Origin of the sequence: Bradyrhizobium sp. STM 3562 (assembly GCF_045571435.1) — a bacterium.
Taxonomy (GTDB): domain Bacteria; phylum Pseudomonadota; class Alphaproteobacteria; order Rhizobiales; family Xanthobacteraceae; genus Bradyrhizobium.
This window is the reverse complement of sequence record NZ_CP120694.1, coordinates 41085-57891: the sequence shown is the minus strand read 5'-3', so window position 1 is coordinate 57891 and position 16807 is coordinate 41085. Positions and strand designations below refer to the sequence as shown.

Here is a 16807-nt window from a genome sequence, read left to right as displayed (position 1 = left end):
ATCTTTCGGATGGCGTCCATCCTTTCGGATTCTCACGGGCACCTCGCCCGTTACGTCCAGCCGCCGAATTGCTGCTGGCCGCACCTCGAGCGCAACGGCTTCATCAAAATGCCATTCCGCCCGCCTTCTTCGGAGCATGGTTGTCCTGGAAAACCGGCCGCCACCTTGCTACGCGGCCTTCCGGTCCGGATCATGCTCATCACGCGAGCATGATCCGTTTGGAAAATCGTGACCACCCCGACCAAGTACCGGGTTGGCCTTTCCGGATCATGCTCCTGCGTACGATGATTCTTTCGAACGCCATGTGTGGCTGCCGAAAAAATCATGCAAAAACGCGCGCAATCCTGCGCGCGTGCACTTCCAAACAAGCTCAACGACGAATGTTGTGCTTTTCGAGCAGCGCCTTGTAACGCGCCTCGTCGGTCTTTCTTAAGTAGTCGAGCAACGAGCGGCGCGTGGAGACGAGCTTCAAGAGGCCCCGGCGCGAATGATTGTCTTTCACGTGGGTCTTGAAATGTTCGGTCAGGTTGTTGATGCGCTCCGACAGGATCGCGACCTGGACCTCCGGCGAGCCCGTATCGCCGGCCTTGGTGGCACTTGCCTTGATGACTTCCGCTTTGCGTTCGGCGGTAATCGACATCGTCAAACTCTTTCGTTGCGACCGGAGCTCGCAGTCAGCCCGGTCAGGTTGAACACACGCTTGGGGATGATTTCGCCATTGCCGACTTCGGCAAGCGCGAGAAGCCGGCCTGCCACCGTGACATAGACTGTGCCGCTACAACTGGGCGCATCCCGTCCGCGCAACAAAACGGCCTGGCCCCTGTGGAGCCTTGCCGCATCAGCCCGAGTGACGGCCAGTGCCGGGATGTCGTCCAGCGCGGTCTCAACGGGCAAAAGCGCATCGGCGAGGCTTCCCTCGCCCGACGCGGCTCTATTGCATAAAGCCTCCAACTGTTCCAGCGGAATCATGTCGTTTTCGCCGAAAGGTCCGACCACGGTTCGCCGCAGGGCCGAGATATGGCCGAAACAGCCCAGAATCCGGCCGATATCGCGGGCCAGGGCCCGCACATAGGTTCCTTTGCCGCATTCGGCCTCGAACAGGGAATGGTCGCGATCGGGCTGGCCAAGGAGCGTTAACTGGTGAATCTCGACCGGCCGGGGCGCCAGCTCCACGATCTCGCCGTCGCGCGCCAGATCGTAGGCCCGCTCGCCCTGGACCTTGATCGCGGAATAGCGCGGCGGAATCTGCTCGATCAGCCCGGTGAATTGCGGCAGCAGCGCTTCGACGGCCTCCGGCGCCGGCCTGATATCGCTGGTCTTGACGACCTGGCCCTCGGTGTCGTCGGTGTCGCGTTCCTCGCCCCAGCGCACGGTGAAGCGATAGCGTTTGCGGCCGTCCATCACGAAGGGCACGGTCTTGGTCGCCTCACCGAGCGCGATCGGCAGGCCGCCTGAGGCCAGCGGATCGAGCGTGCCGGCATGGCCTGCACGCTTGGCCTGGAACAGGCGCTTCACCACCGCAACGGCCTGTGTCGACGTCATGCCGATCGGCTTGTCGAGCACGACCCAGCCATGGATGTCGCGCTTGTCGCGACGCGGCTGGTTGTTCTGCTGCTGCTTCCTGGCGCGCGGATCATTGTGGCCGCGTGGCTCATTGCTCCGCAGCTCGGCGAAAATATTTTTCTCATCGTCGCGCGAATCGGCCTCCATTTGGGAGCCGATTGCGCCCTTGGCGGGGGTCACGCTCATTGATCTTTGTCCGAATCGGGTGCGAGGTCTCTTTGCACCGCAGGCGTTCTCAGTAATTTCTCGATCCGTTCCGCTTCGTCGAATCGATCGTCGACGCGAAAGCGGATATCGGGAGCAAATTTTAAGTTAACGCGCCGAGCGACTTCGCCGCGTAGGAATTTCTTGTTGCGATCGAGCGCCGCGAGCACAATGTCCGTGTCGCGTCCGCCGAGTGGCATGACATAAATGGTTGCAAGCTTCAGGTCCGGCGACATCCGGACCTCAGGCACCGTAATGATGTGGCCCTCAAGGTCCGGATCGTGCGCGTGACCCTGCTGAAGAATATCGGCAACAGCGTGGCGCACGGCTTCGCCGACTCGCAGTTGGCGCTGCGAAGCGCCTGATGTCGAGCTTCGCTTCTGGTGAGGACGGGGCATGGAAAATTGACCTTGTCATGCCCGGGCTTGACCCGGGCATCCATCAAATCATTTCAAGAGTCCGCCTGCGGCGGATGCATTGCGGGTCAAGCCCGGCAATGACGAACGAGACTTCAAGCGCTTCGTAAGGCTTGGACTTACAGCGAGCGCTGGATGGTCTCCACGCGATAACATTCGATCACGTCGCCGACACGCATGTCGTGATAGCTCTCGAACGCCATACCGCATTCCTGGCCGGCCTGCACTTCCTTCACTTCATCCTTGAAGCGTTTCAGCGTCGACAGCTTGCCTTCGTGCACCACGACGTTGTCGCGGATCAGCCGGACGTTGGCGCCGCGTTCCACGGTACCGTCGGTGACCCGGCAGCCCGCCACCTTGCCGACCTTGGAGATGTTGAAGATCTCCAGGATCTGCGCATTGCCGAGCATGGTCTCGCGCAATGTGGGCGCAAGCAGGCCGCTCATGGCCTTCTTCACGTCATCCACAAGGTCGTAGATGATGTTGTAGTAGCGGATTTCGATGCCGTTCCGCTTCGCGGATGCCGCCGCTTCCTTGTTGGCGCGCACGTTGAAGCCGATGATCGCGGCATTGAAGCCTTCCGCCAGCGTCACGTCGGATTCGGAGATTCCGCCGACGCCCGCATGCAGGATGCGCGCGGCGACCTCGTCGGTGCCGAGCTTCTCCAGCGAACCGAGGATGGCTTCGAGCGAGCCCTGCACGTCGGCCTTGACGACGAGCGGGAATTCCTTGCGGCCCGACGTCTTGAGCTGCGACATCATCTGCTCGAGCGAGCCGCGCATGCCGGAAATCGAAGCCGCCGCGTTCTCGCGCTTCTGATGCGCGCGGTAGCTCGTGATCTGGCGGGCGCGGGCTTCATTCTCGACCACGGCCAGGCGATCGCCGGCTTCCGGCGGACCGTTGAAGCCGAGCACTTCGACCGGCACCGACGGACCTGCCTCCTGGACGGTCTCGCCCTGATCGGAGATCAGCGCGCGAACACGGCCCATCTCGGCGCCGGCCACGATGATGTCGCCGACGTGCAGCGTGCCGCGTTGGACCAGCACGGTCGCGACAGGACCGCGGCCGCGGTCGAGCTTCGCCTCGATCACGGTGCCTTCGGCCGGGCGATGCGAGTTGGTCTTCAGGTCGAGGATTTCGGCCTGCAGCACGATCATTTCGAGCAGCCGATCGAGATTGGTCTTGTTCTTGGCGGACACCTCGACATCGACGACGTCGCCGCCGAGCGATTCCACCTGCACCTCGTGCTGCAGTAATTCGGTTCGCACGCGGTCGGGCCTCGCCTCCAGCTTGTCGATCTTGTTGATGGCGACGATGATGGGAACCCTCGCCGCCTTGGCGTGGTTGATCGCTTCCACCGTCTGCGGCATCACGCCGTCGTCGGCGGCGACCACCAGCACTACGATATCGGTCACCTTGGCGCCGCGGGCGCGCATCGCGGTGAATGCGGCGTGGCCGGGCGTATCGATGAAGGTGATCTTCTTGCCGGTCTCCGGCGTCGTCACCTGATAGGCGCCGATGTGCTGGGTGATGCCGCCGGCTTCGCCTGACACCACGTTGGTCTGGCGCAGCGCATCGAGCAGCGAGGTCTTGCCGTGGTCGACGTGACCCATCACGGTCACCACCGGCGAACGCGGTTCGGTGTCGGTGGAATCGTCGACGACGTCGAACAGGCCTTCCTCGACGTCGGAGGCGGCCACACGCTTGACGGTGTGACCCAACTCCTCGGCGATGAGCTGCGCGGTGTCGGCGTCGATCACGTCGGTGATCTTGTGCATCGCACCCTGCTTCATCAGCAGGCGGATGACATCGACCGCGCGCTCCGACATGCGGTTGGCGAGTTCCTGGATGGTGATGGCCTCCGGAATCGTCACCTCACGAACCAGCTTCTCCTTGGGCTCGTTCGACGCGTGCCCCTTCAGACGCTGGGTGCGGCGGCGGAACGAGGCGATCGAGCGCTCGCGCACGTCGTCCGCATCGAGAGCAGTGACGACGGTCAGGCGGCCGCGCTGCTTCTGCGGCGAAGGCTTGTGCGTTGTCTTGGGTGCTGCCACCGGGCGCATGGCGCCCCCTGGGCCCCGACGGACCTGACGCGGTCCCTCGTCCTCGTCGGCCTCGGCGGCGACGGCAGGGGCCGCGCGGACAGGCGCAGGTCCGCGGGCCGCCGGTGTCGCTGCGGGCGTCCGGGCGGCGGGCGCTCCCGCGGGCGTGCGGGCGGCAGGCGCGGTCGCGCCTGCGGGGGTGCGGGCCATCGCGGGCTGCGGGGCAGCGGCAGCAGGGGCCGGCGCGCGGGGAGCCTCGGCCTCGCCAAACCGCTTCTTGGCTTCGGTTTCCGCCTTGCGCTTGGCTTCCTCTTCCTGACGGTGACGTTCTTCCTCGGCCTTGCGGCGGGCCTCGGCAGCCTCACGCTCGGCCTTCTCGGCGGCCTCGCGCGCGGCGCGCCGCTTGGCTTCCTCTTCGGCCTGGCGGCGCTCTTCGATCTCGCGAAGCTTTGCGTCGGCGAGCGCATGGGCCCGCGCGGCGTGCTCGTCCTCGGTCAACGTGCGAAGCACGACCCCGGACGTATTGCGTGGCTGCTGCGGGCCCGCGCCGGCACGGCCACCTGGCATCGGAGCCCTCGGCGGCGGCGCCTTTGGAGCCGCCGGCTCGGGCGCGTGCGTGGCCTCGACCGGCGCGTCGCCGCCAATACGGCGCTTACCGCGCTTTTCGACCACGACCTGCTTGCTCCGGCCATGGGGGAAGCTCTGGCGCACGGTGCCCGTCTCGACCCGCGGCTTCAGCGTCAAGGTCTTGCTGGGCATACTCAGTTTCTTGTCGCCAGGCGTATTCTTATCGGCCATTCAGTCGTCCTAATCTCGTTACCTGGTGCGAAAGACGCACCGTCTTTACCGCAAGTCGTCGCTATTTCGAATGCTAGTCCGAATTCTTGGTCCCGGTTCCGGCAGTCTTGTCCGCGTCGGCCATCCGGTATCGGACCAAGGTCTGGCTGCGCGACAGGAATGTCTTGCTCGCCGGGCCCGCGAGCAGGGCAGCATGTATCACATTTGACCGGGTGAGTGCCAAATCCAATTCTGCCGAAGTTAAGGCGGTGATGGTCGGAAACCCTTCCGGCTCGGTATTATTCCCGGCATTTTGCCTCAGAAGCGCGTCCAGCTTGCGGATTCCGTCGGGCGCGCCGTCCGCGGCATGAATCAGCGCCTGGACCGTGTTCCTGATGCGGCGGTCCCTCAGCGCGCTTTCGACCTTGGCGAAACCGCAGACGACCTGGCCAGCCTTGGCAGCGATCGCAAGCGCCTCGATGGCACTGCGGACAAGCAGGGCTTCGGTTTCGTCGGCGAGCGCCGGCGAGACGCGAACGTCCCGCTTGAACCCCCTTCTAAATTGGTGACGGCGAACCGCTTCCGCAACCGTCCGGCGCGACGCGCTGACCCACAGGCCGCGGCCCGGGAGCTTGCGTTTCACATCCGCGACCACCTCGCCGGTGGGCGCAACGACAAAGCGGATCAGCTCGTCGATGGGGCGGACCTCGCGGCTGACCGCGCACATTCGCATGGTCGCGGACTTTTCAGTCCGCGGTCCAAAGTCGAGCTCGGGGTCGATTGATGCGAGCATGCGCGGGCCATCTCTTCGAGACCTTACGCCGTCGCCGCGTCGGCGGCTTCGGGTGCGGCGGTCTGCTTGGCGAGATCGGCCTCGGTGATCCACCCCGCTTTGACGCGGGCCTGCATGATGAGCTGTTCCGCATCGTCACGAGAGATGTCGATGCCGTCGAGCGCGCCGGCATGCTTGGCCTGTTCGCCGCCATCCTTGCGCTCGGTCCAGCCGACCAGATCATCGGTGGCGCAGCCGGCCAGATCCTCGACCGTCTTGATGTCGTTCTCGCCGAACTTCACCAGCATTTTCGAGGTCACGCCGGGCACGCTCTTGAGCGCGTCCTCGACGCCCAGTTCCTTGCGCTTGGTTTCGAGCTCGGCCTCCTGCTGCTCGAGATATTCCTTGGCGCGGTTTTGCAGCTCGGTTGCGGTCTCCTCGTCGAAGCCCTCGATGCCGGCGAGTTCCTTGACGTCCACCAGCGCCAGTTCCTCGACCGAGGTGAATCCTTCCGAAGCCAGGAGCTGGCCGACCACTTCGTCGACATTGAGCGACTCCATGAACACGCGCGTGGAGTTCTCGAAATCGGCCTGGCGGCGCTCCGATTCCTCCTGCTCGGTCAGAATGTCGATGTCCCAGCCGGTGAGCTGAGAGGCGAGCCGCACGTTCTGGCCGCGCCGGCCGATCGCGAGCGACAACTGGTTGTTCGTATCGGGAACCACGACTTCGATCCGCTCGCGGTCCTCGTCAATGACGACCTTGGCGACCTCGGCGGGCGCCAGGGCATTGACCACGAAGGTCGCGATGTCGGGCGACCAGGGAATGATGTCGATCTTCTCGCCCTGCAGCTCGTTGACCACGGCCTGCACGCGCGAACCGCGCATACCGACGCAGGCGCCGACGGGATCGACCGAGGAATCGCGCGAGATCACGCCGATCTTGGCGCGCGAGCCGGGGTCGCGAGCCACCGCCTTGATCTCGACGATGCCGTCATAGATCTCCGGCACTTCCTGCGCGAACAGCTTGGCCATGAACTGCGGATGGGTGCGCGAGAGGAAGATCTGCGGACCGCGGGTCTCGCGCCGCACGTCGAAAATATAGGCGCGGACGCGGTCGCCGTTGCGGAACACCTCGCGCGGCAGCATTTCATCGCGCCGGATGATGCCTTCGCCGCGGCCGAGATCGACGATCACGCTGCCATATTCGACGCGCTTGACGATGCCGTTGACGATGTCGCCGATGCGGTCCTTGAATTCCTGGTACTGGCGGTCGCGCTCGGCCTCGCGTACCTTCTGCACGATGACCTGCTTGGCCGATTGCGCGGCGATGCGGCCATATTCGAGCGGCGGCAGCGTGTCGGCGATGGTGTCGCCGATCTGGGCGCCCGGATTGGCGCGGCGGGCGTCTTCCAGCGAAATCTGGTTGGCCGAGTTTTCGACCTTGTCGACCACCAGCATATGACGCGACAGGCGGAGCTCGCCCTTCTTCGGATCGATCTCGGCGTGCACGTCGGTCTCGCTGCCGTAGCGGGCGCGGGCGGCCTTGGCGATCGCGTCTTCCATCGCGGAAATCACGATGCCGCGGTCGATCGACTTCTCCCGCGCCACCGCGTCGGCGATCTGCAGCAGTTCAAGTCGGTTGGCACTGACTGCCATGGTTCAATCTCCTCTCTCAGGATCGGTCTCGCCTCTGCGCGCCCTTTCGGCTGCGAGGCGGTGTTGCTTTGTGTTCTTTGGCGCGGGCTTCTTCTGTTTCGGCGCGGCCTTATCGGCCTGTTTCTTGGCGTATTCCGGCATCGGAGGCTCGAGCCCAAGATTACGTTTCAGCTCGCGTTCGGCGGCCTTGCCGCGCCGCATCGATTCGGCGATCAGCTCATCGGTGAGCACCAGCCGGGCATCCGCGATGTCTTCCATTCTCAGGAGCACATCGGCATCTTCGTCCGCCGGCGTGTCATCCCGATGCAGGCGCACGCAATCGCCTTCGACGCCGTCGATCGTGCCGCGGAACCGCTTGCGGCCCTCATGCGCGACCGCCATCTCGATTTTCACGAGATGGGTACGGAAGCGTTCGAAATCGGAGCGGCGCACCAGCGGCCGGTCGATTCCCGGCGAGGAAATTTCGAGCCGGTAGGCGCGCTCGATGGGATCGGCGATGTCGAGCACCGGCGACAGCGCCCGCGACACCGCCTCGCAATCCTCGATCTGCATCGAACCATCGGGCCGTTCCGCCATGATCTGGACCGTGCAGCCGGCCTCACCAGTGACCCTGGTGCGCACCAGCCGATAGCCCATGCCCTGCAGCACCGGGCCGGCAATCGCCGCGACCCGTGCCGCCACGCCGGATTCGACGACCAGGCGCGGTTCGGCCAGGAGGTCGGCATCCTCTCGAGCGGCGGTCAGATCGATCATATCCAGCGTCAAAACGAGTTAGCTTTGCATTGGTTGGGCCGGACTTTCCGCTTGCCCGAAGTCCGGACCGGCAGCGCTTACCTCAAAGCTCGGCCGGCATCCGTATCGGCGCCGCGCGGCTTCAGGTAATAAAAAAGAGCGGGTTCCCGGGGGAGCCCACCCTCAATACGCTGTCCGTATGTGAGAACTCTAAGTTGAGCCCGATATAGCGATATTTCGGGCGTTCGACAAGGGTCGGCGGGCGGGCGTCGCGACGAATTTGGAGTGCTGGCCAGCCGCTTCCGGCCTAACCCTTCCTTCACCAACCAAACCTAAATTGTCGACCAAGCCCGCCCCGCGCAACGGGACGGAGGTGGCTTGCGTTGCGTGGGGTCCGGATGCGTTCCGAGCAGGTTTGATGTTAGCCGCTGCGTCGCTGATTCCGGGACTCGATGACATCGTCAGGCATGGCAATCCTGAGCGGCGCGCGGAGGTTGCGCGCCGGATCGCCGAGCTGTTCTTTCGGGACGCCGCCCGGCTGCGTCCGAGCCACGTCGACCTGTTCGACGACATCCTGATCGACCTCGTTCCCTATGTGGAAACGGTCGTGCGCGCCGAGCTCTCCGAGCGCTTCTCGCTGCTGGGCAATGCGCCGCGCAGCCTTGTCGGCCAGTTTGCGCGGGAGAACGAAATCCTGGTGGCGGCACCGGTGTTGCGCCGCTCGCCTGTGCTCGATGAGGAGGTCCTGCTCGAAGTCGCTCGGTTGAAGGGCCAGGGCCATTTGTTGGCCATGGCGGAGCGCCATAGGCTCTCGGCCGACCTGACCGACGTCATGGTGCGTCGAGGCGACCGCGATGTGGTGCGCCGTACCGCGGGCAATGCCGGCGCGGTGTTTTCCGAGAAGGGCTTTGTCGAACTGACCAAGCGGGCCGCCCGCGATGCCGTGCTGACGTTGACGGTCGGCCAGCGCGACGATCTGCCGGAGCAGCGCCTGAAGGAGTTGCTGGCGGGGTCGCTGGACGTCATCCGCCGTCGCCTGTTCGACGTCGTCAAGCCCGACAGGCAGGTTGCGATCAGGCAGGCGCTGAGCGAGATTCTCGGTCGCCCGGAGCAGTTCGAGAAGGCCACACGCGATTTCGTCCCGGCTCACCGCACGATCCTGGCGCTGCACGAGGCTGGCCAGCTCAATGAGGCGGCGCTGCTCGGCTTTGCCAAGCAGTACGCTTACGAAGAGTCGGTCGCTGCGCTCGCCGCAATGTCGGGCGTGAGCATCCCGACCCTGGACCGGCTGATCTCGGGCGACCGCCACGACCCGATCCTGATCATCGGCAAAACCGTCGGGCTGCAATGGGCGACCGTGCGCGCGCTGATTCTGCTGCGGCTCGGCCCAAACCGAATCCCCGCGCCGGCGGATATCGAGGCCGCGCGGGTCAATTTCGCGCGCCTGATGCCGTCGACCGCGGACCGCGTCGTGAGTTTCTGGAAGATGCAGCAGCCGGTGTGAGGTGGGCCGTCATTCCGGGGCGATGCGACAGCATACTCGCTCCGTTATGCCCGGGTCGAGCCCGGGCACGACGAGCCTGCTGCAATCTTCCATCGCGCAACGCTCAGATGCGCCGAAATCGCAAATAAGTCGCCTTGCGTCCCTCGCGTTCGGCCTTGCGGCCGTAGCGCGTCATGATGAATCCTGCCCATGGCAAGCGCCAGTCATCGGCGCGCTCGGCCAACCATTCGAAATCGGGCGAACGCAACAGATGTGACAGCGTCCAGGCGGCGTAATCGTCGATGTCGCTGACGAAACGAAACTCGCCGCCCGCTTTTAGGACACGTGCCATCGCTGCCACCGTTGCATCCTGGACGAAACGCCGCTTCCAGTGTCGCCGCTTCGGCCAGGGATCGGGATGAATGAGGTCGATGCGCGACAGCGAGCGCGGCGGCAGCCAGGCCAACAGCTCGGCCGCATCGCCGGCGAGCAGGCGGATGTTGCGGACGTTGGTGGCTTCGATCTGGGCCAGGATCTTGGCCATGCCGTTGACGTAAGGCTCGCAGCCGATGAATCCGAAGCTCGGAAATTCTTGCGCCTCGGCGACCAGATGCTCACCGCCGCCGAAGCCGATCTCGAGCCGGACCTGATCGGCGCGCGGATCAAACAGGCTCGCGACATCGCCAGGCGGCGCCTCTGCGATATCGATCGCAAGGCGAGGCAAGAGATGTTCGATCAGCTCGGTCTGATGGGCGCGGAGCTTGTGTCCCTTGCGGCGGCCGAAAAACGAGCCCGACTGCCGCGCGCCCTCCCGATGCGGGAAATCGCGTTCCGCCGCGCTCATCGCAGCGTCTGGAACAGGCGGTGCAGCAGCCGTGCCCGCGGTTCGATCGAGGAGATGTAAAGCTGTTCGTAGTGGGTGTGCGCACCCTTGCCGTCGACGCCGAGCCCGTCAAGCGTCGCAGTGTGCGCGGCCGTGAAATTGCCGTCGGAGCCGCCGCCAGTGACGGTGTCGACAAGCTCGAAGCCGATTTCGGCGGCGAGCTGCTTGGCATGCTCGAACAACGCCGCGCCCGCATTGCTTTTCTCGTAAGGCGGCCGGTTCAAGTCGCCGGTGACCGTGACGCTGACGCCTTCGCTGCGCGATTTCAGATCGAGGATCTTCGACACGAGATCGTCGGCGTCGGCCATGGTTGGTACGCGCAGATCGACCTCGGCATAGGCGTCTTCCGCCACCACGTTCGGGCGGGTGCCGCCGCGTACGACACCGACATTGACGGTGATGCCGCGCTGCAGATCGTTCATCGACTCCAGCGTCGCGATAACATTGGCGAGTTCACGGATGGCGCTGCGGCCGTCCTCCGGACGCGCGCCGGCATGCGCGGGCACGCCCTTGATGAAGATTTCGAAGCGTCCGACGCCCTTGCGAGCCGTGACGATCTTGCCGCCGTCGCGCGCGGGCTCCGTCACCAGCACGTATTTGGCCTTTTCTCCCTCGGCCTCGATCAGCCGGCGTGACGTCGGGCTGCCGATTTCCTCGTCGGAGACGAAGAGGTGGGTAATACCGAGGCCGGAATGTTCACCGCTCAAGCAAAGCTGCCGGAAGGCATGATAGGCGAGATAGGCGCCGCCTTTCATGTCGTAGATGCCGGGCCCGAACGCGCTGTCGCCCTCTATTCGAAACGGCAGGCGCTCGATGAAGCCGATGGGATGAACGGTGTCGAGATGGCTCAGCACCAGAATGCCCGGCGCGTCCTGGCCCCAGGACGATCGCGCCACCAGATGATCGCCGCAGCCGCTCTGCCCCGGAATGCGTTCGACCCGTGCGGGCAGATCGCGATAACCTTCGGCGACCAGCATCGCCAGCCGGTTGACCTCTGCGGGCGCATCGGTCGGCGTCTCGATTTCCACCCAGCGGCGGATGCCGGCAAGGATGGTCAAGGCGTCAAAGGGATTGGAAACTTCGAGCATCATGCGGCCCTGTGAGGAGGATCAAGCCTCTCACGACATAGGCCAGATTTCACGCTGGCTCAAACCTAAAGCTGATGTCTTTGCTCGAGCATGATCGCCGCGCAAATGCGTCCCGGTTCGTTAGCTACCGCGGCCCTGCGGGGCGGATCATGCTCTCTAGCCCTTCTCGGTTGCCTCTTGCGCGGCGATCTGTTCGACCAGATCGACAATGCTGCGCCGGAGTTTCGAGTCGGCGATACGCGTGAAGGCCCGGGTCAGCGCCAGCCCTTCGGAGGTGGCGAGGAAATCGGACACATAAGTCGGCGAAGCTCCGTCCGTAAAGGCCTCGCTGCCGCCTTTGCTGCTTGGCCCGCCTTCGAACAGGAACGAGACCGGGACCTGCAGCACTTCCGCAATCTGCTGGATGCGGCTCGCGCCCACCCGGTTGGTGCCTTTCTCGTACTTCTGTATCTGCTGGAACGTGAGCCCTAGGGCTTCGCCAAGCTTTTCCTGGCTCATTCCCAGCATGATACGGCGCATCCGCACCCGACTGCCGACATATTTGTCAACAGGGTTCGGTGCTTTGGTCGACATCTCCGATGCTCCTATGCGATCAGGCCTGAACCGGCGAGGCAAGCGAAAACAAATGGGCCACAGGCGCCAGCACCGTCAAACCTTGCGGGGAGATCGGGGGGTGATGCGGAGAACCTGACAGTGACCTGACTTTTCGTGTGCCAGAAAATGCGAAGAGCCATGCCGATCTGTCAACTGGTGGAGCACGCCGGTTGCAAAAATTCTTGATAGCGCAGAACTCCAGCAACAATCAGCAACAGGATGCAAGCGTCAGCCGCGCGAGAGCCGGCGACGAATGACGAAGATGAGGGCGAGAGCGACAAAAATCGCGGCAGGACTATCGCCCACGCGCGTGTAAACGGTCGGTACGATCGCCGCCGGCAGGGCCGAATCCAGGACGCCCTCGATGCCGAGGGGAAGCTGCGCAACCACGCGTCCCACCGGATCGATTACGGCGGAAATTCCAGTATTGGCCGCGCGCACCAGCGGCAGGCCCTGCTCGATGGCGCGCAGCCGCGCCTGCTGCAAATGCTGGTGGGGACCGGTCGTGATGCCGAACCAGCCGTCATTGGTCAGATTGACCATCCAGCCAGGACGCCCGTCGGCGGTTGCGACGGCGGAGGGAAAGATCGCTTCATAACAGATCAAAGGAAGGGCCGGCGGGGCATTCGGGATCTTCAGGGTGTGGCGCACGGTGCCCGGAATGAACCCGCCCTGAACCCGGGTGAGTTGCTCGAAGCCGAGCCGTTCCATCCAGTCCTGGAACGGCAGGTACTCACCGAATGGTACAAGATGCAACTTGTCATAGATGGAGAGCACGCCGCCGTCATGGTCGATCACGTAGATCGAATTGTAGGCCCGCGTGACGCGCACGCCTGGCGGCAGATCGTCGGGCGCGCGCACGGCCCCGGTGATCAGCACCGTGTTCGGGCCGCTCGACAAGAGATCGGCGATCTGCGCCATCGCGTCCGCCTCGCGCGTCAGGAAGAACGGAAAGGCGGATTCGGGCCAGATCAAAATGGTTGCATCGCGCACGCCCGTGGCGTTCGGTCCAGTGGCGCGATCGGACAGTGCGAGATATTTCTTCATCACCGCCGCCTTGGCGGAATAATTGAATTTCTCGTCCTGCTGCAGGTTGGGCTGCATGAGCCTGAGCTTGACGTTCGCAACCATCCTGGTCGGGTGCATCGCCAGGCGGACGGCGCCGAACGCGCCCATCGCGATTAAGAGCACCACAGCCGCGACGGGCGCCGTCCACGAGGCGCGCGCGCGGGCCGTGCGGTCGATCAGTACGGCGGGCGCGGCAAAGATCAGCACGGTCAGGAAGGTCATGCCCCAGATGCCGATCAGCGAAGCCGTTTGCGCGAGCGCCAGCGGCTCGGTCAGCGCATAGCCAAACGCATTCCAGGGGAAGCCGGTCAGCAGGTGCCCGCGCAGCCATTCCGCGATGGTGAGACTGGCGGCAAGCGCCACCACCCGCGATCCATCCTTGGTCCAGACCAGGCGCGCGAGGGCAAAGCCGAATGCCGAAAACAGCGCGAGATAAGCGGGCAGGCCCAGCACCGCGAACGGCATCAGCCAGGCAAAGGTCGCGGCGTCCACCAGGAAGGCATCGCCGATCCAGTAGAGGCCCGGCACGAAATAGCCCAGACCGAACCAAAAGCCCGCCAGCGCCGCTGCCGGCAGCCCTTGCGCGCGGCCGGCGGCGGCCCCGTCGATCAGCCAGACCGCCACGGGAAAGGTCACGAACAGCACCGGCCAGGCGTTGAACGGCGCCATGGCAAGATCCGAGAGCGCCCCTGCGGCAAAGGCGATGAGCGCGCGCTTCCAGCCCCAGGACAGAATGACCGACAGCGCCGCGGCGCGCAATTTGTCGGAAACGCTCACTGGGGGCCGGCTCCGTCACCGGGAGCTGGCGGGGAGTTGTCGTTGGCCTGGGGCGAACCGGCGTCGGGCGCGGCTTCGCGGCGGCGGCTTTCGCGCTGCGTTCGCGAGGCGGGGCGCTCTTTGCGCGTGGTGATGCGCAGCCGTTTCACGCGGCGCGGATCGGCATCGAGCACCTCGACCTCGAAATTGCCGGGACCGGAGATGACCTCGCCGCGCACCGGCAGGCGGCCGACATGGCTCACGAGATAGCCTCCCAACGTTTGCACCTCTTCACCGGCTTCGCCGGGTACAAACTCTTCGCCGATCACCGAGCGGACATCCTCGAGACTCGCGCGTGCGTCGGCGATGAAGGAATTGTCCGGCTGCCGCACGATCGAGGGCGGCTCGTCGCTGTCGTGCTCGTCGTCGATCTCGCCAACGATCTGCTCGACGATGTCCTCAATCGAGACCAGCCCGTCGGTTCCGCCATATTCGTCGACCACGAGCGCGAGATGGATGCGCGAAGCCTGCATCTGCGCGAGCAGGTCGATCGCGCGCATCGAGGGCGGCACGTATAACAGCTTGCGGATGATGTTGGCATCCGCGAGCGGCATCGCGAGATCGACCGAACGCAGGTCGAGGCCGGCGGGGAAGGGCTTTTTCCGCCGGGTCTTGGCCGGATCGCGGACGCGGGCCTTCGCGGTCATGAAGGCCAAGAGATCGCGGATGTGGACCATGCCCTCGGGATCGTCGAGTGTTTCGTTGTAGACGACGAGGCGCGAATGACCCGCGCTTTCGAACCGGTCCATCAACTCGCCGAGCTGGATGTCGCGCTTGACCGCGATGATGTCGGCGCGGTGCACCATGACATCGGCGATGCGCCGCTCATGCAGGGACAGGATGTTGCGCAGCATGGTGCGCTCGACGGCGGTGAAGCCGACATCGTCGGGCGCGGCGGCCTCGAGCACCACCTGCAGATCGTCGCGCACGGATCCCGGTTTCCAGCCGAACAGGGTGCGGATGGCGCGGATGAACCAGTTGTCCGTGGCGGGGCGGCCGAGTTCGTTCGCAGGAACGACGGCCGGCAGGTTGCGCGTGTTGCGCGGATTGTCGTGGATCGGTTCGGAGTCCGGCATCTCAGTCCATCCGTTCCCGTTCCGTATAGGGGTCGGGAATCCCGAGTTGCGCCAGAACCTCGGTCTCCAGGGCTTCCATTTCCTCGGCGTCGTCGTCCGTTTCGTGATCGTAGCCGATCAGATGCAGAAACCCATGCACCGCGAGGTGGCTCAAGTGATCGGCGAACGGTTTGCCCTCTTCGTCGGCTTCGCGCCGTACCGTCTCATAGGCGATCGCGATGTCGCCGAGGCTGCGCGGCGCATCATCCTCGCCGTCCGCGCCGCCGATCTCGGGCGCCGGAAACGACAGCACGTTGGTCGGCTTGTCGATACCTCGGAAATCCTTGTTGAGCGTGCGAATACGCTCATCATCGGTCAGCATCACCGCGAGCTCGGCGTTGCCGACGTCGGCGTCGGACGCGGAGGCGGCCGCCTCGATCGCGCGCTGGACGATCCTCTCTGCATCCGGCTCGCTCTGCCAGCCTTCGGCGGCGATAACGACTTCGGTGATGGGGTGGACTGGGTTCGGCATGTCAGTGGGTTGAGCGGAATATCTCTTCGGCCGAAGATCGCCTTCGGGCGCAGCGCGATCCTTCCATCACATCTGATTGGCCGCCTGCTTTTCGGGCGAGGCTTCATAGGCCGCGACGATCCGCGCCACCAATTCGTGGCGGATCACATCGTCCGCCGTGAACCTCACCTGTGCGATCCCCTCGACGCCATTGAGCAGCCTCGTGGCCTCGGCGAGACCCGAGGTCTGCCCATTCGGCAGGTCGACCTGGGAGGGATCGCCGGTGACGATCATATGGCTGTTCTCGCCGAGCCGGGTCAGGAACATCTTCATCTGCATGGACGTGGTGTTCTGTGCCTCGTCCAGAATGATCGCGGCGTTGGTCAGCGTGCGACCGCGCATGAAGGCAAGCGGCGCGATTTCGATCTCGCCGGTCTGCAGCGCGCGTTCCACGATCCGCGCATCCATCACATCGTACAAGGCGTCATAGATCGGGCGCAGGTAGGGATCGACCTTTTCGCGCAGATCGCCCGGCAGGAACCCGAGCCGCTCGCCGGCTTCCACCGCGGGCCGGGACAGGATGATGCGATCGACCTCCTTGCGCTCGAACAATTGTGCGGCATGGGCGACGGCAAGCCAGGTCTTGCCGGTGCCGGCAGGACCGATCCCGAACACCAACTCATGACGCTTGAGCGCGCGGATGTAGGAGTCCTGCGCGGCGGTGCGTGCCCGCACCGGGCGCTTGCGCAAGTTGATGATCTCGAACGCGCTCTTGGCGGCCTTGGCGTCATATTCGAACAGCGAACCTTGCGCGATCACGGCGCGGATCGCGCCTTCGACCTCGCCCTGATCGAGATCGTGGCCTTGCACGGCCTGGGCATAGAGCGCCTCGAGCACACGGCGGCCGGCGTCGCAGCCATCGCGGGAGCCCGCGATGGTGATGTGGTTGCCCCGGGAATCGACGACAATGCCGAGCCGGCGTTCGATCTGCGCCAGGTTCTGGCCGTAAGGGCCGACCAGCGCGGAGACGGCGCGGTTGTCGTCGAAGTCGATGACGACCTGCGTCTCGGGCGGAATCTGCATGTCGCGGTCAAATTTGCGGCTGGGAGCGAGCGAAGACGAATCCGATGCGCTTTTTGGCAAGGGTT

The 16807-nt window shown here is 64.6% G+C and carries 15 protein-coding genes; 1 reads left to right on the top strand and 14 read right to left on the bottom strand.

From position 1 onward, the window contains the following. Positions 1–370: 370 nt before the first annotated feature. From rpsO to rimP, 7 genes are all read right to left on the bottom strand, one after another. Positions 371–640: a 30S ribosomal protein S15 gene (rpsO, locus tag P6U23_RS00240; RefSeq protein WP_407177645.1), complete on the bottom strand. Its 270-nt coding sequence runs from the start codon at positions 638–640 to the stop codon at positions 371–373. Between the two features lie 2 nt (positions 641–642). Then, positions 643–1749 (bottom strand): tRNA pseudouridine(55) synthase TruB, encoded by a 1107-nt coding sequence (gene truB, locus P6U23_RS00235; protein WP_407177644.1) that lies wholly within the window; start codon positions 1747–1749, stop codon positions 643–645. Further along, a complete protein-coding gene (gene rbfA, locus P6U23_RS00230) occupies positions 1746–2165 on the bottom strand; it encodes a 30S ribosome-binding factor RbfA (RefSeq protein WP_024509593.1) in 420 nt (139 codons plus the stop codon). The genes truB and rbfA overlap by 4 nt, the downstream gene beginning before the upstream one ends. 137 nt (positions 2166–2302) lie before the next feature. Further along, the gene (gene infB / locus P6U23_RS00225; RefSeq protein ID WP_407177643.1) at positions 2303–5023 is read right to left on the bottom strand and encodes a translation initiation factor IF-2; all 2721 of its coding nucleotides are present in this window, start codon (positions 5021–5023) and stop codon (positions 2303–2305) included. A gap of 73 nt (positions 5024–5096) precedes the next feature. Next, positions 5097–5795 carry an RNA-binding protein gene (locus P6U23_RS00220; protein ID WP_407177642.1) on the bottom strand — a complete coding sequence of 233 codons (699 nt, stop codon included), beginning with the start codon at positions 5793–5795 and terminating at the stop codon, positions 5097–5099. 23 nt (positions 5796–5818) lie between these two features. Further along, positions 5819–7429, bottom strand: a complete 1611-nt coding sequence (nusA, locus tag P6U23_RS00215) for a transcription termination factor NusA (protein ID WP_407177641.1) — start codon at positions 7427–7429, stop codon at positions 5819–5821. A 3-nt stretch (positions 7430–7432) separates the two neighbouring features. Continuing rightward, complete coding sequence (rimP, locus tag P6U23_RS00210; RefSeq protein ID WP_407177640.1) at positions 7433–8182, bottom strand: ribosome maturation factor RimP; 750 nt, start codon at positions 8180–8182, stop codon at positions 7433–7435. Positions 8183–8579: 397 nt separating this feature from the next. Here rimP and P6U23_RS00205 point away from each other — a divergent pair, with 397 nt between their 5' ends. After that, a complete protein-coding gene (locus P6U23_RS00205; protein WP_407177639.1) occupies positions 8580–9665 on the top strand; it encodes a DUF2336 domain-containing protein in 1086 nt (361 codons plus the stop codon). Between the two features lie 103 nt (positions 9666–9768). Here P6U23_RS00205 and trmB read toward each other — a convergent pair whose 3' ends face one another. The 7 genes from trmB to P6U23_RS00170 form a co-directional block, all read right to left on the bottom strand. After that, complete coding sequence (gene trmB, locus P6U23_RS00200; protein ID WP_407177638.1) at positions 9769–10488, bottom strand: tRNA (guanosine(46)-N7)-methyltransferase TrmB; 720 nt, start codon at positions 10486–10488, stop codon at positions 9769–9771. Beyond that, a complete protein-coding gene (locus tag P6U23_RS00195; RefSeq protein ID WP_407181732.1) occupies positions 10485–11615 on the bottom strand; it encodes a M20 family metallopeptidase in 1131 nt (376 codons plus the stop codon). The genes trmB and P6U23_RS00195 overlap by 4 nt, the downstream gene beginning before the upstream one ends. Before the next feature lie 156 nt (positions 11616–11771). Further along, on the bottom strand, positions 11772–12188 hold the full coding sequence (locus tag P6U23_RS00190) for a helix-turn-helix domain-containing protein (RefSeq protein WP_407177637.1): 417 nt from the start codon (positions 12186–12188) through the stop codon (positions 11772–11774). A gap of 249 nt (positions 12189–12437) precedes the next feature. Beyond that, on the bottom strand, positions 12438–14054 hold the full coding sequence (gene lnt, locus P6U23_RS00185) for an apolipoprotein N-acyltransferase (protein ID WP_407177636.1): 1617 nt from the start codon (positions 14052–14054) through the stop codon (positions 12438–12440). Next, positions 14051–15169, bottom strand: a complete 1119-nt coding sequence (locus tag P6U23_RS00180; RefSeq protein WP_407177635.1) for a hemolysin family protein — start codon at positions 15167–15169, stop codon at positions 14051–14053. The genes lnt and P6U23_RS00180 overlap by 4 nt, the downstream gene beginning before the upstream one ends. A 1-nt stretch (position 15170) precedes the next feature. Then, positions 15171–15680 carry an rRNA maturation RNase YbeY gene (gene ybeY, locus P6U23_RS00175; protein WP_407177634.1) on the bottom strand — a complete coding sequence of 170 codons (510 nt, stop codon included), beginning with the start codon at positions 15678–15680 and terminating at the stop codon, positions 15171–15173. 66 nt (positions 15681–15746) lie between these two features. After that, on the bottom strand, positions 15747–16742 hold the full coding sequence (locus P6U23_RS00170) for a PhoH family protein (protein ID WP_407177633.1): 996 nt from the start codon (positions 16740–16742) through the stop codon (positions 15747–15749). Positions 16743–16807: the final 65 nt, after the last annotated feature.

What these genes read in the sequence shown, in the direction of transcription:
- nusA (WP_407177641.1), bottom strand. Translation starts at nt 7,429, where the DNA reads ATGGCAGTCAGTGCCAACCGACTTGAACTGCTGCAGATCGCCGACGCG.
- rpsO (WP_407177645.1), bottom strand. Translation starts at nt 640, where the DNA reads ATGTCGATTACCGCCGAACGCAAAGCGGAAGTCATCAAGGCAAGTGCC.
- P6U23_RS00205 (WP_407177639.1), top strand. Translation starts at nt 8,580, where the DNA reads ATGTTAGCCGCTGCGTCGCTGATTCCGGGACTCGATGACATCGTCAGG.
- P6U23_RS00220 (WP_407177642.1), bottom strand. Translation starts at nt 5,795, where the DNA reads ATGCTCGCATCAATCGACCCCGAGCTCGACTTTGGACCGCGGACTGAA.
- P6U23_RS00190 (WP_407177637.1), bottom strand. Translation starts at nt 12,188, where the DNA reads ATGTCGACCAAAGCACCGAACCCTGTTGACAAATATGTCGGCAGTCGG.
- truB (WP_407177644.1), bottom strand. Translation starts at nt 1,749, where the DNA reads ATGAGCGTGACCCCCGCCAAGGGCGCAATCGGCTCCCAAATGGAGGCC.
- rimP (WP_407177640.1), bottom strand. Translation starts at nt 8,182, where the DNA reads ATGATCGATCTGACCGCCGCTCGAGAGGATGCCGACCTCCTGGCCGAA.
- P6U23_RS00170 (WP_407177633.1), bottom strand. Translation starts at nt 16,742, where the DNA reads ATGCAGATTCCGCCCGAGACGCAGGTCGTCATCGACTTCGACGACAAC.
- rbfA (WP_024509593.1), bottom strand. Translation starts at nt 2,165, where the DNA reads ATGCCCCGTCCTCACCAGAAGCGAAGCTCGACATCAGGCGCTTCGCAG.
- P6U23_RS00195 (WP_407181732.1), bottom strand. Translation starts at nt 11,615, where the DNA reads ATGCTCGAAGTTTCCAATCCCTTTGACGCCTTGACCATCCTTGCCGGC.
- ybeY (WP_407177634.1), bottom strand. Translation starts at nt 15,680, where the DNA reads ATGCCGAACCCAGTCCACCCCATCACCGAAGTCGTTATCGCCGCCGAA.
- trmB (WP_407177638.1), bottom strand. Translation starts at nt 10,488, where the DNA reads ATGAGCGCGGCGGAACGCGATTTCCCGCATCGGGAGGGCGCGCGGCAG.
- P6U23_RS00180 (WP_407177635.1), bottom strand. Translation starts at nt 15,169, where the DNA reads ATGCCGGACTCCGAACCGATCCACGACAATCCGCGCAACACGCGCAAC.
- infB (WP_407177643.1), bottom strand. Translation starts at nt 5,023, where the DNA reads ATGGCCGATAAGAATACGCCTGGCGACAAGAAACTGAGTATGCCCAGC.